This window comes from Pseudomonas sp. UBA7530 (genome assembly GCF_002479365.1).
Lineage (GTDB): Bacteria > Pseudomonadota > Gammaproteobacteria > Pseudomonadales > Pseudomonadaceae > Aquipseudomonas.
The window spans coordinates 275,504-293,680 of sequence record NZ_DLMS01000001.1 but is presented as its reverse complement, the minus strand read 5'-3'; the positions used below and the strand labels follow the sequence as shown (position 1 = coordinate 293,680).

Genomic DNA, 18,177 nt, shown 5'->3' with positions numbered 1-18,177 from the left:
TATGTTCCAGAATTCGCGGCTGGCTGCGGTAGGCAGGGGGATGTCATGGGTGGCTCATTGGGCAAGCGCTTGGCCAGTCTGAGTACGGCCAGCAAGTTGATGCTGGGTTTCGCTCTGGTATTGATGCTCACCGCTCTGGTGGCTGCCACCGGATTGCTGGCGCTGCGTGAGGTCAGTGCCGGCGCCGAATTGCAGCAGCGCATGAGCGCCCTTGGCGAGCAGGTGCTGCGCATGCGCCAGAGCGAACAGGCGTTTGCCCTGAGCGGCGACAAACAGCATGCCGAGCGCCTGGCGCAGCAGGCCGAGGCGATTTTGCAGGCCGGCCAGGCCCTGCAGGCCGAGCTGGATAGCGACACGGCCACGATCATGGCGCAGGTCGAGCCGGCGTTGGCGGATTACCGCAGCGCCTTCGCCCGCTACGTCGAACTCACCGACAACATGCAGCTGTCGCTACAGGCCGCCGACTGGCTGGTGGTCAGCGCCGCCAACAGCCTGGATCTACTGCAGGAAGGACTCTCCGAGGATGGCGTCGACCTGCTCAAGAGCTCCCAGGGCGAGCAGGGCGGCGATTCGGTGCTGCAGGCCGGCAAGGTCGGCAAGATTCACCAGCTGCTGCTGCAGGCGCTGGACCAGGCGCGCCAGCGCCTGGAGGCCAGCCGGCGCAGCGATGCCGACGAGCAGAGCGAAATCGCCCAGGCCGGCGAGGCACAGGCACTGGCTGCCGAGCTGCGCGATGCACTGGAGGACCCCGGTTATGCCGCGGTGCTCGGCGAGGTGGTGGTCAACGTCGATTCCTTCAACGAGCGCCTGCAGGAGTACGCCAGCCAGCTGCAGCAGCAAAAGCAGGTTTACGGACAGCTGGTCGCTCAGGTCGAGCAGTTGCTGCAGCAGGTCGAACTGGCCCTGGAAACCCAGCGCCTGAGCATGCAGGCCGAGCGTCAGGCCAGCAGCGGCCTGATCATCGCCGCAGCGGCCCTGGCCCTGCTGTTCGGCCTCGGTGCGGCGCTCATGATCAGCCTGGCCATCGTGCGTCCGCTCAAGCGGGTCATCGGCCTGGCCGAAGCCATCGCCGCTGGCGACCTCGGGGTACGCATCGAGCAGGATCGCCGCGACGAGATCGGCCAGTTGCTCGCAGCCGTGCAGCGCATGGCCGGCAACCTGCGTGAGATGGTCGGCCGCCTGCAGGGCGGTGTGGCGCAGATATCCAGTTCTGCCCAGACGCTTTCGGCAACGGCCGAGCAGACGCGCCAGGGCGTCAACGGCCAGAAGCTGGAAACCGATCAGGTCGCCACCGCAATGAGCGAGATGACCGCCACGGTGCATGAGGTGGCGCGCAACGCCGAAGCGGCCGCGGCCTCCACCGAACAGGCCGACCAGCGGGTCGGCGCGGGCAGCCAGGTGGTGCGTCAGACCTTGCAGCGCATCGTGCAGCTGGCCGGGGCGATGGACGCCACCACGCAGAGCATCCAGCGCCTGAGCCAGGACACCCAGCGTATCGATGCGGTGCTCGATGTGATCAAGAGCGTCGCCGAGCAGACCAACCTGCTGGCGCTCAATGCCGCCATCGAGGCGGCGCGTGCCGGTGAACAGGGGCGCGGGTTCGCGGTGGTCGCCGATGAGGTGCGTGCGCTGGCCAAGCGCACCCAGCAGTCCACGGCGGAAATCGAATCGCTGATCGCGGCGCTGCGCGAAGGCAGCCGCCGTGCCGTGACCGACATGGAGCAGAGCGCCAGCCTGGTGAACCTGACGGTTGGTGACGCCAACCAGACCGAAGGCGCGTTGGTGGCCATTGCCGAGGCGGTGGGCCTGATCTCGGAGATGAACCAGCAGATCGCCGCGGCGGCCGAGCAGCAGACTGCGGTGGCCGAGGAGATCAACCGCAGCGTCACCTCGATCCGCGACATTGCCGATCAGTCGGCCATGGCAATGGACGAAACCGCCTCGTCGAGCATCCAACTGGCCGAGCTGGGCCGGGAACTGCACGCCATGGCCGGGCAATTTCGACTGGCATAGCGGTTGGCCTCACAGTTTCGTGAGTAAAAATTTCATGGCGCTATGCCGCATGCCGGCACGCCAGTAGCATCGACGTTCTGCATAAGGAGCGAACGATGCGAAGCAAACTCGACGCCTGTCTCGACTCGGTCAATCAGGTGCTGCTGGGAAAAGAGGCGCAGGTGCGTCTGGCGCTGGCCTGCCTGCTGGCGCGCGGTCACCTGCTGATCGAAGACTTGCCTGGCATGGGCAAGACCACCTTGAGTCATGCCCTGGCGCGCGTGCTGGGACTGAGCTTCCAGCGTATCCAGTTCACCTCCGACCTCTTGCCTGGCGATATCCTCGGCACCTCGGTGTTCGACAAGGACAGTGGCCAGTTCGTCTTTCATCCCGGGCCGATCTTCGCCGAGCTGGTGTTGGCCGACGAGATCAACCGCGCTACCCCGAAAAGTCAGAGCGCGTTGCTCGAGGCCATGGAGGAAGGGCAGGTGACCATCGAGGGCGCGACCCGGCCGCTGCCCGAGCCGTTCTTCGTCATTGCCACGCAGAACCCGGTGAGCAGCGGCGGCACCTTCGCCCTGCCTGAATCCCAGCTCGACCGCTTTCTCATGCGCCTGTCGCTGGGCTATCCGGCCCAGGCCGCAGAGCGGGCCTTGCTGCTGGGCGACGCCCGGCGCGACCTGCTGCCGCGCATCGAGCCGATTCTCGACCATGCCGAGCTGGCACGTTTGCAGGCGGAGGTGCCCAAGGTGCGGGCCAGCGATGCGTTGGTCGACTACGTGCTGCGTCTGGTCGAGGCGACGCGCAGCCAGCCGCAGTTCGCTTGGGGCCTGTCGCCGCGCGCCAGCCTGGCGCTGCTGGCCGCGGCAAGGGCCTGGGCACTGCTGGCCGAACGTGATTACGTGATTCCCGAGGATGTGCAGGCGGTGTTGCCGTCGGTAGTCGGCCATCGTCTGCGCGAGCGCGCCGATCCCACCGGCCATGGCGGTGGCGCTCTGGTGCAATGGCTGTTGCGCGAAGTGCCGGCACTCTGATGCGCGCAGCGCTGAAACCGCTCTGGCGGCGCTGGCTGGCCAGGCGCATTCCTCCGGCAGCCAGCGTGCGCCTGAATCAGCGGCGCATCTTCATTCTGCCCAGCCGGATGGGCGGCGCGTTCGCCGTGGTGCTGCTGTTGATGCTGCTGGTGGGTATCAATTACCAGAACAGCCTGGCCTATGGCCTGACCTTCCTGCTGATGTCGGTGTTCGTCGTCACCATCCTGCACACCTATCGCAACCTGGCCGGGCTGGTGCTCAAGGCAGGCGGTGGCGGGGCGGTGTTCGTCGGCGAGCAGGCGCGTTTTCGCGTGCGCCTGGAAAGTCGCGCGCGCCAGCACCAGGCCATCGCCCTGGGTTGGCCGCCTGCGGAGCTGGTGGTGCGCGATGTGCCGCGTGAAGGACAGACCGAAGTGGATCTGAATCTTGCCGCTACGCGGCGTGGCTGGCTGCGCCCCGAGCGTCTGCGGGTGGAAAGTCGCTTCCCCCTGGGGCTGCTGGTGGCCTGGAGCTGGGTCGATCTGGACCAGGCGGTGCTGGTCTACCCGCGGCCGCTGGAAGGCGACCTGCCGCTGTCAGCGGGCCTGGGTGATGAGGAGCAGGAAGAGGGCATGCGTGCCCGTGGCCAGGGCGCCGACGATTTCCAGGGCCTGCGCGAATATCAGCCGGGTGACTCGAAGCGGCGCCTGGACTGGAAGGCCTATTCGCGTGGCCAGGGCCTGCTGGTCAAGGATTTCGCCATGCTCAGCGGGCGTGACCTGTGGCTGGACTATGACAGCCTGGCTGGCGACAGCGAAATGCGCCTGTCGCTGCTCTGTCACTGGGTGCTGCAGTTTTCCGAGCGGCAGCAGGCATTCGGCCTGCAACTGCCGGGGCAGGTGATCGCCCCGGATTACGGCGACGGCCATCGCGACGCCTGTCTGCGTGCCCTGGCGCTGTTCGGAGCGCGGCCATGAGCAGCTTGCCAGGTATCCCGCGGGTCGCCCTGATTTGGTTGCTGGTAGCACAGGTGCTGGTGATCGTGCCGCACCTGGTGCACCTGCCTATGTGGATGGTCGCGCTGTGGCTCGGCGCTGCCGGTTGGCGCGTGCAGATCTTCCGCATGCGTGCGCGCTACCCCAGAGGCTGGGCCAAGGGCGGCCTGGTGCTGCTGGTATTGGCCGGTATCCTGCTGTCGCGTGGCACCTTGGTGGGGCTGGATGCGGCAGCGGTGCTGCTGATCGCCACTTTCACCCTCAAATTGCTGGAGATGCGTACGCGGCGTGACGCGCTGGTGGTGATCTTCCTCGGCTTCTTCTGCGTGGTGACCGCTTACCTGTTCGAGGACGGCATTCTGGCCGCGCTCTACAGCCTGTTGCCGGTCACGGCACTGCTGGCTGCACTGGTCGGCCTGCAGCACAGCGGTTTTGCCGAGCGCCCCTGGCCGACCCTGCGCCTGGCCTGCAGCCTGATGCTGCAGGCGATACCGCTGATGGTGCTGCTGTTCGTGTTTTTTCCGCGCATGGGGCCGCTTTGGTCGCTGCCGCTGCCCAACGACAAGGGCGTCACCGGGCTTTCGGACAGCATGGAGCCGGCCGATATTGCCGAACTCAGCCGTTCCTCGGCGCTGGCCTTTCGTGCCAGTTTCGAGGGCGAAGTGCCGCCGCGGGTGCAGCTGTACTGGCGCGCTTTGACGCTGGAGCGCTTCGATGGTCGGCGCTGGTCGCAGTCCAATTACGCGGAAGTGCCGGTCGCGCCGCAGTGGAGCAAGGCCGGAGAGCCGCTCGATTACAGCGTCATCATGCAGCCCAGTGGCAAGCGCTGGCTGTTCGCTCTGGACGTTGGCGAGATGGCGCAGCAAAGCGGGCGCATGATGAGCGACTTCCGTTGGCAGCGCTTGCGCCCGGTGGATCGGCCTCTGTTGTACCAGGTGCGTTCCTGGCCGCAGGCCGTGCGTGAGGCGCAGGCCGAGCCGCCTGGCGTGCGCCAGGCGCTGCAGTTGCCCGAGCAGGGTGATCCGCGCAGCCGTGCCTGGGCCGCCGAGCTGAAGGCCCAGTACCCGCAGGGCGATGCGCTGGTGGCGGCCGTGCTGCAGCATTTCAACCGCGAGCCCTACGTCTATACATTGCGTCCGCAGCCGCTGGGGCGTGACAGCATCGACGAGTTCCTGTTCGACACCCGGCGTGGCTTCTGCGCGCACTATGCCGGCGCCATGACCTTCGTGCTGCGAGCGGCGGGCATTCCAGCGCGAGTGGTCACCGGTTACCAGGGCGGTGAGTTCAACCCCAACGGCAACTACCTCCAGGTGCGCCAGTTCGACGCCCATGCCTGGGTCGAGTACTGGCTGCCCGGGCAGGGCTGGCGCAGCGTCGACCCCACTTTCCAGGTCGCCCCAGAGCGTATCGAGCAGGGCCTGGAAGAGGCCCTGGCCGAAGAGGATGGCTTTCTCGACGATCAACCGTTCTCGCCTTTGCGCTATCGCGAGCTGGCCTGGCTCAACCAGCTGCGCATGAGTTGGGAGAATCTCAATTACGGCTGGCAGCGTTGGGTGCTGGGCTATCAGGGCGAGCAGCAATTGAAGCTGCTGCAGAACTGGTTCGGCAGCCTTGACTGGCAACGGCTCGCCCTGGCACTGGTGGGTACGGGCGGATTATTACTCGGGCTGCTGGCCTTGTGGTTACTCAAGCCCTGGCAGCAGCGTGCCGACCCGCAGCGGCAGGTGTTCCGCAAGTTCGAGCGCCTGCTGGCGCGTCATGGCGTGCAGCGAACTGCGGGCGAAGGTGCGCGCTCCTTCGCGTTGCGTGCTGCGCAGCAGCTGCCTGAGCAAGCGGCGCACATCGAGGCTTTCGCGCGTTGCTTCGAGCAGCAGCGTTACGCCGGCGAGCCGGTTTCGCGGGCGGCCCTGCAACGGGCATTGAGCGATTTGCGCCGGGCATTGCCCTGGCGCCTGTCGCGTTAGCGACCATTGGTCACTTGCGTCAGGGCATGGCCAGGCTGTTAGCTGCGGCCATCGTCATCGGAGGAACGAGCATGAGCGATTTCATCGAGCATTGCCTGGGCCGCGTTCTGGCTCTGCATATGCGCCTGTATGCCTGTCAGGCGCGGCTGGCTGACTGCACCGACCCGGAGGCGCTACACGATCTGCGCATCGCCCTGCGCCAACTGCGCAGCCTGTTGCGTCCGCTGCGCGGCCTGCCGGCGGTGGATGCCTTGGAGCAGGGCGCAGCGGTGTTGGGACGCCTCAGCGGGCCGCTGCGTGATCGCGAGGTGCTGGTGGCCGAGCTGGAACGCCGCGGGATGGCGCATTTGGCTCCGGCCGATGAGGCGCAGCGTGCTGCCGGCTATGCCGCGATCGCTCGCAGCGGTGAGCTTGCGGATCTGATGCTGCTGCTCGACAGCTGGCCGAGCAACTGGCACGACGCCGCCAGACAGGGACAATTGCACGACGTAAAAAAACGCATCCGGCGTCGTTTGCGCCGTCAGCAAAGGCAACTGGCCCGAGCATTGCGCGATCCTGCCCATGACCGCCATCGCCTGCGCCTGCTGATCAAGCGAGTGCGTTACGGCGCTGAAACCTACCCGGCGCAAAGTCGTTTGGACAAGGCAGCACGGCAGCGACTCAAGCGTGCGCAAAGCGCCTTGGGAGACTGGCACGATCATGTGCAATGGCTGGCGCAGGCCGAAGCGTCGCCTTCGCTGCAGCCTTGTCTGGATGCCTGGCGGCGCGCCGAGCAAGCGGCTGAACGCCGAGCTGACGAGGTGTTGCTGGCGCTGTATGTCGACTTCCCGGGATAAGACGACATTCTCGCCGGCAATATGACCGTTTAGGCACTTTTCCAGGCTATCGTTGCGCTGTGCCCATACCCTAAGATCGTCGCCATCGATGAATCTTGAGGTGCGTATGGTCTTTTCCGAGATGCTCGACGCGGTGCGTCGCGATGCCAATGCCGTGACGATTCCGGCCGAATGGGGGCAGGGGCGTGCCAGCTTCGGTGGTCTGGTAGCCGCGCTTGCTTTCGAGGCGATGCGCGCCCAGGTGTCGCAGGGGCGGCCGGTGCGCTCGCTGGCCATCACCTTCGTCGGGCCGGTGGCGCCGGATGTACCGGTGAGCTTCCAGGCCGAGGTGCTGCGCGAAGGCAAGGCAGTCAGCCAGATGCTCCTGCGCGCGGTCCAGGATGGCCAGGTGGTGACGGTGGTGCAGGGCAGTTTCGGCGCGTCTCGCCAGTCGGTGATCGCCGTGGAGGCTCTTGCCGCACCGCAGGTTCCACCGGTCGAGCAGTGCCAGGAACTGCCCTACGTCCGCAACGTCACGCCCGAGTTCACTCGCTTTCTGGCCATGCGCTGGGGCATCGGCGGCATGCCGTTCACCAACAATCCTTCGCGGCAGATGGGCGGCTGGGTGCGCTTGCGCGGCGAGGGCGAACCGCAGGCGCTCAGCGAAGCGCATCTGTTGGCGCTGGTCGATGCCTGGCCGCCAGCGGTGCTGGCGCATTTGAAAAGTCCGGCGCCGGGCAGTTCGCTGACCTGGACCATCGAGTTCGTCCAGCCACTGCGTAGCCTCAGCACTGAAGATTGGTGCTTGTATCGCGCGGACATCGAATACGCCCGCGATGGCTACGGTCATGTGGCCGCGGCGATGTGGAGCCCGGCAGGCGAGTTGATCGCCCTGAGCCGGCAGACCGTAACGGTATTCGGCTGAGTCGCCAGGCAGCCGATGGGCGCCAGCAAGTTTGTGGCTCCGCTGGCTACCTGCCTTTGCGCCAGGCACGCCACCAGTCACCGCTGAACACGAAGCGGGGAAAGGTGATGCACTGTTCCAGTAACAGACGCTTGCAGGCATCTCGCCTGCCGATGAAGGGTTCCGGCTGATTCCGTTCCAGGCGATGACCCTGGGCCTGCAGGGCCAGTGCGGCATACAGGCCGATGGCGCCAAGCGCGAGCGGGACGAAGCCTAGGTGCCACAGGCCGATCAATAGCAGCAGGAGCGATAGCAGAAACAGCGGCACGGCGATCAGGTGCAGCAGCAGGTTGGTGGGGTGCCTGTGCTGGTCGGCGTAGTGGCGCCACTGCCAGGCCAGCAGATTGGGATGACGTTTGCTCATGATGCAGTCCTCGACTCGATGGTCCGAGTCTAGGGCTGTCATTGCCGCACGACGAATTGCTCCTGGCTATCGGGCAGATAGTTCATCGGGGGCTGTCACAGACGCAACTGACCGATGGCCTTGTTCAATTCGCCTGCCAGCTGTGCGAGTTGCTGGCTGGTGGCCGCCGATTCCAGGGTCTGGCCGACCGTCTGCTCGGTAACGTCGCGGATGCCGACCACCGAGCGGCTCATCTCCTCGGCGACCTGGCTCTGCTGGGTGGCGGCCACGGCGATCTGCGTATTGCTGTCGCGCATCAGCGCTACGGCGGCGGTGATCGCAGCCAGCGACTCGCCAGCCTCCTGCGCCAGTTGCACGCAGTGGTTGGCGTTCTCCGAGCTTTCGCGCATGAACTCCACGGCGTCGCGGGTGCCGCCCTGCAGGTTGCCGATCATCTGGGTGATCTCGTCGGTCGAGTCTTGCACGCGCTTGGCCAGGTTGCGCACCTCGTCGGCGACCACGGCGAATCCACGGCCCATTTCACCGGCGCGAGCGGCCTCGATGGCGGCATTGAGGGCGAGCAGGTTGGTTTGCTCGGCGATGCCGTGGATGACGCCGACCACGCGGCTGATGTGCTGGCTATCTTCGGCCAGGCGCTCAATGCTGCCGGCGCTCTGCTGCACCCCGCGCGACAGGGCTGCGATGGACTGCTCGACGCGTTCGACCACCTGCTGGCCGGCGCGGGCCAGTTGGTCGGCGTTCAGCGACTGATCGCGGGTGGTGCCGGCGTGATCGGCGATGTGCTGAACCGTCGCCGACATTTCGTTGATCGCGGTGGCGGCCTGGTCGGTTTCGCTCTGCTGGCTGAGCATGCCCTGGCGCACGGCGCCCATGCGTTCGGCCATGTTGCGCGTACCGCTGTTCAACTCGCTGGCGACCTGGCCAACCGTGCCGACCACACGCTGGTAGCCGGCCTGCATGGCATTGAACGCGGCGGCCATCTGGCCGACCTCATCGCGGCTCTCCAGCGGCACGCGCAGCGACAGGTCTCCGCTGCGCTCGGCCTGCAGCATGACGTCCTTTAGCGTGTTGAGGTGGCTGAGCAGGAAGCGGATCAATAGCTGCGAGGCTGCCAGCAGCAACAGCATCAGCACGGCGACCGCCAGGGCGTAGGTGAGGGCGTGCTCGGCGAACAGATCGAGCAGGCTGGGTGCGCGAGCGGTGACCGCCAGGTTGCGCCCATCGCTGAGGGTGACGCGCTGCGCGCCGATTACCGGCGAGTCGCCGAAGCGGGCGTCATGCTCCAGTGGCTGCCAGCCGCTGGCATCGGGGGCACCTTGGGCGCCCGGCAGGCTGCCTTGCAGCACCTGGATATTGGCCGCGCTGGGCAAGGGCGATTGTTGCGGCCACTGTTGCAGCAGGCGCGCCTGCTCCAGCGCAGCCAGCCTGGCATCGGCACTGCGGGCCTGTTGCTCGGTATGCAGGGCGAACAACACCAGCATTAGGCTGATGACGAAGGCAACGGCGTTGACCGCCCAGAATTTGTACTTCAGAGAAAGATTGCTGATCCAGGCGCCCATGCTGTGGTTATCCGTGTCGCTGCATTCACTGTTGGCTATATGCCAGCAGTATGCCGTGGAAAACAACCGGAGTCTTGACGTCAATCAAGACTCCGGTGCCGGACTCTCGAGTATGGCTGGCATGTTGAAGAACGCCCGGGCGCAGGCCGTGGTCTGCGCCGCCAGCGCCTGTTCACTTTCAGCGCGATGCAGGGCCACCTCGCGCAATACCTCGCCGAGGTAGGCCGGCTCGTTACGCCCGCTCTTGGGCTTTGGCCGCAAGCTGCGCGGTAGCAGGAAGGGCGCATCGGTTTCCAGCATCAGGCGCTCGCCAGGGATGTCCTTGAGCAGCGGGTGCAGGTGCGTGCCGCGGCGTTCGTCGCAAACCCAGCCGGTGATGCCAATATGCAGGTCGAGGTCGAGATAGGCATACAGGGCCCGACGCTCGCCCGTGAAACAATGCACCACGGCTGCAGGCAACTGGTCGCGATAGTTGCGCAAAATCTCCAGCATGCGTTGGCTGGCTTCGCGCTCGTGAAGAAACACCGGCATCTGCAACTCGACGGCCAGCGCCAGCTGTTCTTCCAGCGCCTTTTCCTGGGCGGGGCGCGGGGAGAAATCTCGATCGAAATCCAGCCCGCATTCACCGACGGCGCGTACTTGTGGTTGTGCCAGTAGCGACTTGAGGGCAGCGCTGCTGGTGTCGTTCCATGAGCTAGCGTCGTGTGGATGGACCCCGGCGGTGCAGAACAGACGTTCGCCGCTGGCGTCCAGCTGTCGGCAAAGTGCGAGGCTGGCCTCGCTTTCGTTCAGACTGGTGCCGGTCAGCACCATCTGGCACACGCCAGCGGCGTAGGCACGCTCGACCAGCGCTTCGGCCTGCACCGCGAGGCTGGGGTGGGTGAGATTGACGGCAATATCGATGAGCTGCATGGTGCCACCTGTAGGACGCGAAGGGGCAGAATAGCAGAAGCCGTCCGTTCGTCAGGAAGTCGATTTAAAACAATAGGTTGTTGGCTGTTTTTAAGGTTGATGCAAGGTTGCGGGGTGGCGCGGCAACGCTCGGCTGTGCCAATCTCCGCGCCCGCCTTGTTGTCCGGCGGTTTAGGGTCTGAAGCCGTCTGTCGCGCATCGGCGAGCAGCAGGCCATCAAGAGGCTTCGGCGGTCACCGCCTTCCCTGGAGAGTCGATGTCGCGATTGCTGCTGATCCTGTGCCTGTTGGCCGTGCTGCCGTTGCCCGTCAGCGCGCGCCTGGCCGGCCCTCCGGAGGTCGGTAGCCAGACCCGCAGCGCTCGCGACCTGCCGGCTATCCGCAGCAGTGGCGAATTGCGCGTGCTGGTCAACCAGAGCCGCAACAGTTCCGGCTCGGTCAAGGGCCAGAGCATCGGCATCGAATACCACCGCCTGCGCGCTTTCGAGCAATACCTCAATCGCAATGCCCGCGATGGCCGTAGCCTCACGTTGAAGATCATCCCTAAGGCCAAGGATCAGTTGCTCGCTGCATTGCAGCGCGGCGAGGGTGATCTGGTCGCGCCTGGCGAGTTGCTCGATGTGCGGACCGGGCACGATGTCAGTGCCAGCACGGCGATTCGCCGCGAAGTGCCGCTGGTGCTGGTGTCCAAGCAGGGCAACCGACATTACCGCAGCCTCGAGCAGTTGGCCGGGCGCAGCCTGTCGTTGCCGGCTGGCAGCGCTGTGGGGGAGGCGTTGCGCCGCATCAACCGGCAACTTGCCGACCGCAAGCTGCCACCGATAGTGGTCGAGTGGGTCGATCCTACCCTGGCGGTCGAGGATGTGCTGGAGATGGTCCAGGCCGGCATCTTCGAGCGTACCGCGGTGGAACTGCCGATCGCCGAGCGCTGGGCCAAGGTCATGCCCAGGCTGCGCGTCGACAGGCATCTGGTTCTGGCACGCGACGGTGACATGAAATGGTTCGTGCGCCCGGATGCGCCGATGCTGCGTGCCAGCATCGACCGCTTCTTCAACGGCTATCAGTCTCCGGCCGACCAGGATGCGGCATTCCAGCGCGTCTATCGCCGTCTGTACAAGGTGCACTCGCCGCTGGGGCGCGCCGAGCGGCAGCGTCTGGAGAAGGTGCGCCCGGTGTTGCAGCAGCATGCCGAGCAGCAGGGCTTCGACTGGCTGATGCTGGCTGCGCTGGCGTTCAAGGAGTCGACCCTGAACCCATCGGCGCGCGGCGCGAGCGGTGCGACCGGGCTGATGCAGATCACCCCGGCAGCGGCGCGCAGTGTCGGGGTGAGCAACATCCAGAACCTCAACGGCAACGTTCAGGCCAGCAGCAAGTACCTGGCGATGATTCGGCGCAACTTCTTCAACAGCCCGCAGCTCAACGAACGCGAACGCATGGCTTTCGTGCTGGCTGGTTACAACCTGGGCCCGCAACGGGTGCAGAGCCTGCGCGCCGAGGCGCGCAGGCGGGGACTCAATCCCAATCAATGGTTCTTTCAGGTCGAGCGTGTGGCCATGGAACAGATGGGAATGGGTGTGGTGAGCTATGTGAACGCGGTGAATAAGTACTACCTTGCTTATGACCGTGAGCGCTATTTGCTGGAACCGCAGGGGCGGCGTCTGACGGCCAATTAAATATCTATAAATTCGATTTATATAACCGGTATTTTGCTATTTTATTATCGAATAAATTGGATATTCTGTGCGCCATCCAACCCACACACCAAAGGAAGCCTTGCAATGAACAACCTGATCAAAAGCATCACCGCCAGCCAGGCCGGTTTCGGTATCACCGTACTGCGCATTATCGCCGGCATCACGTTCGCCGCTCACGGTGCGCAAAAGCTGTTCGGCTGGTTTGGCGGTTATGGCCTGGCGGGTGTCGCACAATGGATGGAAAGCATTGGCCTGGCGCCGGGCTACCTGATGGCGCTGATGGCCGGTAGTGCCGAATTCTTTGGTGGTGTGGCGCTGATCATCGGCCTGCTGGTACGTCCGGCGGCGGCGGTGCTGGCGGTGACCATGCTGGTGGCGATCTTCACCGTGCACCTGGCCAACGGCTTCTTCATGAGCAACAACGGCTATGAGTTCGCCCTGGCGCTGCTGGCCATCAGCGTGGCACTGGTGTTCGAAGGTGCCGGCAAGCTGTCGATCGATAGCAAGCTCGCCCGCTGATCAGGCCAGGCACGGGTTGGGGCGTGACGCCATCGTAAAGGTGAAGTGACCTGAACCCCTTTGCACACTCGAAAACGCCGCGAACCTGATGAAGGTTCGCGGCGTTTTTTTGTCGGGGGGCAACCCATTCGCGGACAAGTCCGCTCCCACAGGTACAGTGGCTGCCTTGCTCTTGTGAGAGCGGACTTGTCCGCGAAACGTTTTGCGCGTAGATGATCAGGCCGGCGCCTGCTCGGCCTTCTTCTCCTGCGCGGTAACCTGCTGCGCCAGCTCGATCATCTGTTCGCGCATCCAGCGGTTGGCTGGGTCCTGGTCGGTGCTCTCGTGCCAGTACAGGTGGGTTTCCAGGGCCGGCACGTCACCGACCGGCAGCGCCACGTGGTGCAGATTGTGACGGCGGGCGAAGCGCGCCGGCACGGTCATCACCATGTCGGTCTGCTGCATCACGCTGCTGGCCATCAGGTAATGCTGCGAGCGAAGGGCAATCTTGCGCTGGATACCCATCTTGCCCAACGCCAGGTCGACGTAACCGAGACCGCTGCGGCGGCTGGAAATGTGGATATGAGAGAACGACAGGTACTCGTCGAGGCTGATCTTTTCCTTGGCCAGCGGGTGGCCGGGGCGCATGGCGCAGACGTAGTGATCATCCAGCAGCTTGACGTGACGAACCTGCGGGTCGGTGTTGAGCGGCGCGTCGACGGCAAAATCGAGGCGGCCGGCGGCCAGCTCCTTGGTGGTTTCGCGGCGCTTGGCCAGGAAACTCTCGATGCACACGCTTGGGGCCAAGCGGCGCAGGCGCTGGAACAGCGGCGGCAGGAGGATCTGCTCGGAAAGGTCGGTCATGCTGATGCGGTAGGTCTTGCCGGCCTGCTGCGGGTTGAACGTACGGCTTTCCTGCACGGAAACGCGCAATAGCTGCAGGGCGTTGCGCACCGGGCCGATGATGTTCTGCGCCATGGGCGTCGGCACCATGCCCTGAGCGGTACGCACGAACAGCGGGTCGTTGAAGGTTTCGCGCAGGCGGGCGAGGGCATTGGACACCGCCGGCTGGGTAATGCCGACGATCTGTCCGGCACGGGTCAGGTTGGCCTCGGTGTAGATGGCGTCGAAGACGATGAAGAGGTTCAGATCCACCTTGGTCAGGTTCATGCCGGTAGTGCTCCAGGGGCGTCGATATCAATCGATCATATATCGGTTATGAATGTTCATACACGCTGAAAATAGGTTCGATAAATCTTAAGCGCTGTTCTAGCATCATTTCCACAACCTCTCACCCCTTGTCACAAAACAGGTAACCCCATGGATTTCGCCTATTCCCCGAAGGTTCAAGAGCTGCGTGAACGCGTCAGCGCATTCATGGAAGCGCACGTCTATCCGGCTGAAGCGGTGTTCGAGCAGCAGGTGGCCGAGGGCGACCGCTGGCAGCCGACCGCGATCATGGAAGAGCTGAAGACCAAGGCCAAAGCCGAAGGTTTGTGGAACCTGTTCCTGCCCGAATCGGACTACGGTGCGGGCCTGACCAATACCGAATACGCCGCGCTGGCGGAAATCATGGGCCGCTCGCTGATCGGGCCGGAACCTTTCAACTGCGCCGCACCGGACACCGGCAACATGGAAGTGCTGGTGCGCTACGGCAACGAGGCGCAGAAGCAGCAATGGCTGGAGCCGCTGCTGTCTGGCGAGATTCGTTCCGCCTTCGCCATGACCGAACCAGGCGTGGCCTCCAGTGATGCCACCAACATGCAGGCCAACGCTCGCCGCGAGGGCGATGAGTGGGTCATCAACGGTCGCAAGTGGTGGACTTCCGGCGCCTGCGACCCGCGCTGCAAGGTGATGATCTTCATGGGCCTGACCAATCCGGACGCGCCGCGCCATCAGCAGCACTCGATGATCCTGGTGCCGATGGACGCGCCAGGTGTCACTGTGCTGCGTCCGTTGCCGGTATTCGGCTACGACGATGCCCCGCATGGCCACGCCGAAGTGCTGTTCGAGAACGTGCGCGTGCCTTACGAGAACGTGCTGCTCGGCGAGGGGCGCGGTTTCGAGATTGCCCAGGGGCGCCTCGGCCCGGGGCGTATCCACCACTGCATGCGTTCGATCGGCATGGCCGAGCGTGCCCTGGAACTGATGTGCAAGCGCGCCGTGAGCCGTACCGCCTTCGGCAAGCCGCTGGCGCGCCTGGGCGGCAATATCGACCACATCGCCGATTCGCGTATGGAGATCAACCAGGCTCGCCTGCTGACGCTGAACGCGGCCTACATGATGGATACCGTCGGCAACAAGATCGCCGCCAGCGAAATCGCCCAGATCAAGGTAGTGGCGCCCAACGTGGCGTTGAAGGTGATCGACCGGGCGATCCAGATGCACGGCGGCGCCGGGGTTTCCAACGACTTCCCGCTGGCCTACTGGTACGCCATGCAGCGTACTCTGCGCCTGGCCGACGGCCCGGACGAGGTGCACCGCGCCGCCATCGGCAAGTACGAGATCGGCAAATACGTGCCGCGTGACGTGATGAAGGCCAGCCGCTGATCCAGTGACTGAAAGAAACGAGGCCCGCTGATGCGGGCCTCTTTCTTTTATATCTGCAAGGTCAGGGCAGTCTATCGTCCGAGCGCTGCGCCTGGCCCAGCCAGCCGAGGCGCATATGCAATTGCGCGGCGAAGGTGCGTGCCGCCAGTTCTTCCTGGAAGGTCAGTGCGCGACGCGCGAATCGTACCTGCCAGAGCCATTGGCCCTGGCGCTCGATGAGTTCTATGCAGACTTCGCGCATCGCCTCTCCTCAGGTGGCGCTGGCCTTGTCCCGGGTTTTCAGCAGCGACAGCAGCACACCGCCGGCCAGCAGGCCCAAGGTTACGCCAAGTGAGAGCAGGGCGGGAACCTTGATCAGGTCGTGCAGGAAAATCTTGCCGCCGATGTACATCAGCACCAGGGCCAGTGCGTACTTCAGGTAGATGAAGCGGTGCATCAGCGCGGCCAGGGCGAAGTACAGCGCGCGCAGGCCGAGGATGGCGAAGATGTTCGAGGTGTAGACGATGAACGGATCCTGCGAGATGGCCAGCACGGCCGGTACGCTGTCCACGGCAAACACAAGGTCGGCCAGTTCGATCAGCACCAGTGCCAGCAGCAGCGGGGTGGCGTACAGCAGCGGCTTGCCGCTGACCTGATCCTTCAGGCGCACCAGGAACTTGCCTTCATGCAGGTCGTCGGTGACACGAATGTGCTTGCGCACGAAGCGGATCACCGGGTTCTGCGCCAGGTCCGGATGCGATTCTTCATCACTGCCACTGCGCAGCATCTTGATGCCGCTGAACAGCAGGAAGGCACCGAAGATGTAGAGGATCCAGTCGAACTGCTGCACCAGGGCCGTGCCCAGACCGATCATGATCGCGCGCAGCACGATGACCCCGAGGATGCCCCAGAACAGCACACGATGCTGGTACTTACGCGGGATGTTGAAGTAGCCGAGGATCATCGCCATGACGAAGACGTTGTCCATCGACAGCGATTGTTCCACCAGGAAGCCGGTGTAGTACTCCATCGCCTTGGTGCCGCCGAGCTGCCACCAGATCCAGCCGCCGAAGGCGACACCGACGCTGAAGTATCCGGAATACAGCAACAGGCTTTCGCGCATCTCGATTTCATGCTGATCGCGATGCAGCACGCCGAGGTCGAGCACCAGAAGGGTGATGATCAGTACGAGGAAGGCCAGCCAGAACCAGCCGGGTGTACCGAAGATGGGGGATGTCAAAAAGGCAAGTAGAGCGTCCATGAGCCCTCCCTTATGTCTGCCTGAGTTGAAAGAAATCCACTCAGTGACTCCGACATCACGGTGAGAATGCTCACCGCCAGAGGGGCCCGGCGTCACGCGGTGCAAAGGCTAACGCCGCGTCGACAGACTGCCAAGCCCCCGGAGAGGAATATTTTCTGGTGTCAGTAAACCCAGACTTCGACGCGGCGATTGCGGATGCGGCCGTTGTCCTGATCGTTGGCCGCCACCGGCAGCTCACTGCCCAGGCCGGTGATCTCGCGAAACAGCACGCCCTGCTTGGCCAGCTCGCGGCGCACCGCCATGGCCCGCAGTTTCGACAGCAGTTCGGCACGCTCGGGGTCGCTCTTCGGGTCGCCGAAACCGACCAGCACCACCTTGTGCTGCAGCTTGTCGTGCTGCTTGAGGTAATCAAGCACGCGCTGTAGGTCGCGGTGGGCCTTGTTGTCCAGCGTCGCGCTGCCTTCCTGGAAACGGAAGTTCACCGAAAGCCGCTGCGCCTGCTGCGCCAGTTGCCTGTAATCGGCCGGCATCTGCGCGTCTGCGGCGACCTTCACTGCCTGGACGGTCTGGGCGATGAACCCGTTGGCGTCGACGATGGCCTGTCCGCGCGGGCTGTGGGCGAAGTCGATCAGCGCGCGCGCCCAGGGATTGCTCAACTGCGGATCGTTGTAGAGAAACAGGCGGCGCGCCAGCGGGTAGTCCTCGGTGGCGATCAGCGTGGTGCTCGGCGGCATCGGCTGGGAATCGCCGGCGGCGATGGAAACCGCTTTGGCCTGGCGAATGTAGGGCAGGCCGATGAAGCCAATGCCGTTGGGATCGCCGCTGACCGAGTCGGACAGCTGATTGCTGGACTCGAAGCGTTGCGCGCTGGCCGTCAGGCTGCGTCCGCCCGGCGCCAGCACCAGCTCCTTGAAGGTGTCGTAGGTACCGGAATTGTCGTCGCGCGCGTAGGGGTGGACCTTACCAGGTTTACCGCCGAGCGCCGCCCAGTTGTCGATCTCGCCAGAGAACAGTTGCGCGATCTGCTCGACGCTCAGCGTGCCGACAGGGTTGGACGGGTGGACGATGATCGCCAGGCCGTCGATGGCGATGACCTGTTCGCTCTGCGGGCTGCGCAAGTCGCCCAGCGCTGCCAGGCTGACAGCTTCACCGTCCTTGATCGGTCGCGACGAGGCGGCCAGGTCGGTGCTGCCATCCTTGAGTGAGGTGAAGCCGGTACCCGAGCCATGGGCGGCCACTTCGACGATTACCTGGCGGCCATCGCTCCGGCGTGCGAGCACGCGCTGTTCGTTTTCCCGGGTGCCGGCTTCGCTGCGAATGTCTTGCAGGCCTTGCGCCTCGAACAGTCCCTTGACCAGCTCCGGGGCGAGTTTGGCACCAATGGTATTGGAACCCTGAATGCGCAGCACCGCCCGGTTGCCCTCGGAAGCGGGCAGAGCGGCAGCGAAAACGGAAAGGGGCAGGGCGTAGCAGATGAAACCGATCAGTAGCAGAGACAGGGTACGACCCCAGAGGTCGCGGTCGGCGGACAGGGCGCGCGGCATGCGGCAGGCACCTTCTAGTGGGTGGGACAAGGTGCCGCGCAGATTAAGTCAGTCAGGTTGCAGTCTTGTGACAG

At 64.5% G+C, this 18,177-nt stretch carries 16 protein-coding genes and 1 pseudogene; 10 read left to right on the top strand and 7 right to left on the bottom strand.

Annotation, left to right across the window (positions count from 1 at the left end; genetic code table 11):
• Positions 1–45 precede the first annotated feature (45 nt).
• The 7 genes and pseudogenes from B2U07_RS22990 to B2U07_RS01350 all read left to right on the top strand — a co-directional run.
• Positions 46–1,155, top strand: a pseudogene (locus B2U07_RS22990) (HAMP domain-containing protein); the annotation flags it as partial.
• Entirely contained in the window at positions 1,147–2,013 is an 867-nt protein-coding gene (locus B2U07_RS22985; RefSeq protein ID WP_419096313.1) for a methyl-accepting chemotaxis protein, read from the top strand. The pseudogene B2U07_RS22990 and the gene B2U07_RS22985, both read left to right, overlap by 9 nt.
• Before the next feature lie 95 nt (positions 2,014–2,108).
• Entirely contained in the window at positions 2,109–3,026 is a 918-nt protein-coding gene (locus B2U07_RS01370) for an AAA family ATPase (RefSeq protein WP_275544967.1), read from the top strand.
• Positions 3,026–3,982, top strand: coding sequence for a DUF58 domain-containing protein (locus tag B2U07_RS01365; protein WP_197856477.1), 957 nt, complete (start codon positions 3,026–3,028; stop codon positions 3,980–3,982). Before B2U07_RS01370 ends, B2U07_RS01365 begins: the two co-directional genes overlap by 1 nt.
• Complete coding sequence (locus B2U07_RS01360) at positions 3,979–5,964, top strand: DUF3488 and transglutaminase-like domain-containing protein (protein WP_275544968.1); 1,986 nt, start codon at positions 3,979–3,981, stop codon at positions 5,962–5,964. Before B2U07_RS01365 ends, B2U07_RS01360 begins: the two co-directional genes overlap by 4 nt.
• Before the next feature lie 71 nt (positions 5,965–6,035).
• The gene (locus B2U07_RS01355) at positions 6,036–6,800 is read left to right on the top strand and encodes a CHAD domain-containing protein (RefSeq protein WP_275544969.1); all 765 of its coding nucleotides are present in this window, start codon (positions 6,036–6,038) and stop codon (positions 6,798–6,800) included.
• A gap of 106 nt (positions 6,801–6,906) precedes the next feature.
• Complete coding sequence (locus B2U07_RS01350) at positions 6,907–7,704, top strand: acyl-CoA thioesterase (protein WP_275545340.1); 798 nt, start codon at positions 6,907–6,909, stop codon at positions 7,702–7,704.
• Positions 7,705–7,750: 46 nt separating this feature from the next.
• Here B2U07_RS01350 and B2U07_RS01345 read toward each other — a convergent pair whose 3' ends face one another.
• From B2U07_RS01345 to B2U07_RS01335, 3 genes are all read right to left on the bottom strand, one after another.
• Complete coding sequence (locus B2U07_RS01345; protein ID WP_275544970.1) at positions 7,751–8,107, bottom strand: Mpo1-like protein; 357 nt, start codon at positions 8,105–8,107, stop codon at positions 7,751–7,753.
• A 95-nt stretch (positions 8,108–8,202) separates the two neighbouring features.
• The gene (locus tag B2U07_RS01340) at positions 8,203–9,666 is read right to left on the bottom strand and encodes a methyl-accepting chemotaxis protein (protein WP_275544971.1); all 1,464 of its coding nucleotides are present in this window, start codon (positions 9,664–9,666) and stop codon (positions 8,203–8,205) included.
• 84 nt (positions 9,667–9,750) lie between these two features.
• Positions 9,751–10,578: a TatD family hydrolase gene (locus tag B2U07_RS01335; RefSeq protein ID WP_275544972.1), complete on the bottom strand. Its 828-nt coding sequence runs from the start codon at positions 10,576–10,578 to the stop codon at positions 9,751–9,753.
• 256 nt (positions 10,579–10,834) lie between these two features.
• Between B2U07_RS01335 and B2U07_RS01330 the strand changes: the two genes are divergently transcribed.
• Together B2U07_RS01330 and B2U07_RS01325 are read left to right on the top strand one after the other, a co-directional pair.
• On the top strand, positions 10,835–12,250 hold the full coding sequence (locus B2U07_RS01330; protein ID WP_296275553.1) for a transglycosylase SLT domain-containing protein: 1,416 nt from the start codon (positions 10,835–10,837) through the stop codon (positions 12,248–12,250).
• Positions 12,251–12,355: 105 nt separating this feature from the next.
• Positions 12,356–12,790, top strand: a complete 435-nt coding sequence (locus B2U07_RS01325; RefSeq protein WP_296275550.1) for a DoxX family protein — start codon at positions 12,356–12,358, stop codon at positions 12,788–12,790.
• Positions 12,791–13,006: 216 nt separating this feature from the next.
• On the opposite strand, the gene B2U07_RS01320 is transcribed toward B2U07_RS01325, so the two are convergent.
• Positions 13,007–13,939 (bottom strand): LysR family transcriptional regulator, encoded by a 933-nt coding sequence (locus B2U07_RS01320; protein ID WP_275544975.1) that lies wholly within the window; start codon positions 13,937–13,939, stop codon positions 13,007–13,009.
• A gap of 150 nt (positions 13,940–14,089) precedes the next feature.
• Between B2U07_RS01320 and B2U07_RS01315 the strand changes: the two genes are divergently transcribed.
• Complete coding sequence (locus B2U07_RS01315) at positions 14,090–15,319, top strand: acyl-CoA dehydrogenase (protein ID WP_296275548.1); 1,230 nt, start codon at positions 14,090–14,092, stop codon at positions 15,317–15,319.
• A 61-nt stretch (positions 15,320–15,380) separates the two neighbouring features.
• Here the strand turns inward: B2U07_RS01315 and B2U07_RS01310 are convergent, their stop codons facing one another.
• From B2U07_RS01310 to B2U07_RS01300, 3 genes are all read right to left on the bottom strand, one after another.
• Complete coding sequence (locus B2U07_RS01310) at positions 15,381–15,560, bottom strand: hypothetical protein (RefSeq protein WP_296275546.1); 180 nt, start codon at positions 15,558–15,560, stop codon at positions 15,381–15,383.
• A 9-nt stretch (positions 15,561–15,569) separates the two neighbouring features.
• On the bottom strand, positions 15,570–16,559 hold the full coding sequence (locus tag B2U07_RS01305; RefSeq protein WP_275544977.1) for a TerC family protein: 990 nt from the start codon (positions 16,557–16,559) through the stop codon (positions 15,570–15,572).
• A 161-nt stretch (positions 16,560–16,720) separates the two neighbouring features.
• Positions 16,721–18,103: a phosphate ABC transporter substrate-binding/OmpA family protein gene (locus tag B2U07_RS01300; RefSeq protein ID WP_296275544.1), complete on the bottom strand. Its 1,383-nt coding sequence runs from the start codon at positions 18,101–18,103 to the stop codon at positions 16,721–16,723.
• Positions 18,104–18,177 lie beyond the last annotated feature (74 nt).

Bases quoted from the DNA above. Each gene is read 5' to 3' on its own strand.
- B2U07_RS22985 (WP_419096313.1), top strand. From the start codon at position 1,147: ATGGCCGGCAACCTGCGTGAGATGGTCGGCCGCCTGCAGGGCGGTGTG.
- B2U07_RS01345 (WP_275544970.1), bottom strand. From the start codon at position 8,107: ATGAGCAAACGTCATCCCAATCTGCTGGCCTGGCAGTGGCGCCACTAC.
- B2U07_RS01305 (WP_275544977.1), bottom strand. From the start codon at position 16,559: ATGGACGCTCTACTTGCCTTTTTGACATCCCCCATCTTCGGTACACCC.
- B2U07_RS01340 (WP_275544971.1), bottom strand. From the start codon at position 9,666: ATGGGCGCCTGGATCAGCAATCTTTCTCTGAAGTACAAATTCTGGGCG.
- B2U07_RS01300 (WP_296275544.1), bottom strand. From the start codon at position 18,103: ATGCCGCGCGCCCTGTCCGCCGACCGCGACCTCTGGGGTCGTACCCTG.
- B2U07_RS01360 (WP_275544968.1), top strand. From the start codon at position 3,979: ATGAGCAGCTTGCCAGGTATCCCGCGGGTCGCCCTGATTTGGTTGCTG.
- B2U07_RS01320 (WP_275544975.1), bottom strand. From the start codon at position 13,939: ATGAACCTGACCAAGGTGGATCTGAACCTCTTCATCGTCTTCGACGCC.
- B2U07_RS01335 (WP_275544972.1), bottom strand. From the start codon at position 10,578: ATGCAGCTCATCGATATTGCCGTCAATCTCACCCACCCCAGCCTCGCG.
- B2U07_RS01330 (WP_296275553.1), top strand. From the start codon at position 10,835: ATGTCGCGATTGCTGCTGATCCTGTGCCTGTTGGCCGTGCTGCCGTTG.
- B2U07_RS01350 (WP_275545340.1), top strand. From the start codon at position 6,907: ATGGTCTTTTCCGAGATGCTCGACGCGGTGCGTCGCGATGCCAATGCC.
- B2U07_RS01370 (WP_275544967.1), top strand. From the start codon at position 2,109: ATGCGAAGCAAACTCGACGCCTGTCTCGACTCGGTCAATCAGGTGCTG.
- B2U07_RS01325 (WP_296275550.1), top strand. From the start codon at position 12,356: ATGAACAACCTGATCAAAAGCATCACCGCCAGCCAGGCCGGTTTCGGT.
- B2U07_RS01365 (WP_197856477.1), top strand. From the start codon at position 3,026: ATGCGCGCAGCGCTGAAACCGCTCTGGCGGCGCTGGCTGGCCAGGCGC.
- B2U07_RS01310 (WP_296275546.1), bottom strand. From the start codon at position 15,560: ATGCGCGAAGTCTGCATAGAACTCATCGAGCGCCAGGGCCAATGGCTC.
- B2U07_RS01315 (WP_296275548.1), top strand. From the start codon at position 14,090: ATGGATTTCGCCTATTCCCCGAAGGTTCAAGAGCTGCGTGAACGCGTC.
- B2U07_RS01355 (WP_275544969.1), top strand. From the start codon at position 6,036: ATGAGCGATTTCATCGAGCATTGCCTGGGCCGCGTTCTGGCTCTGCAT.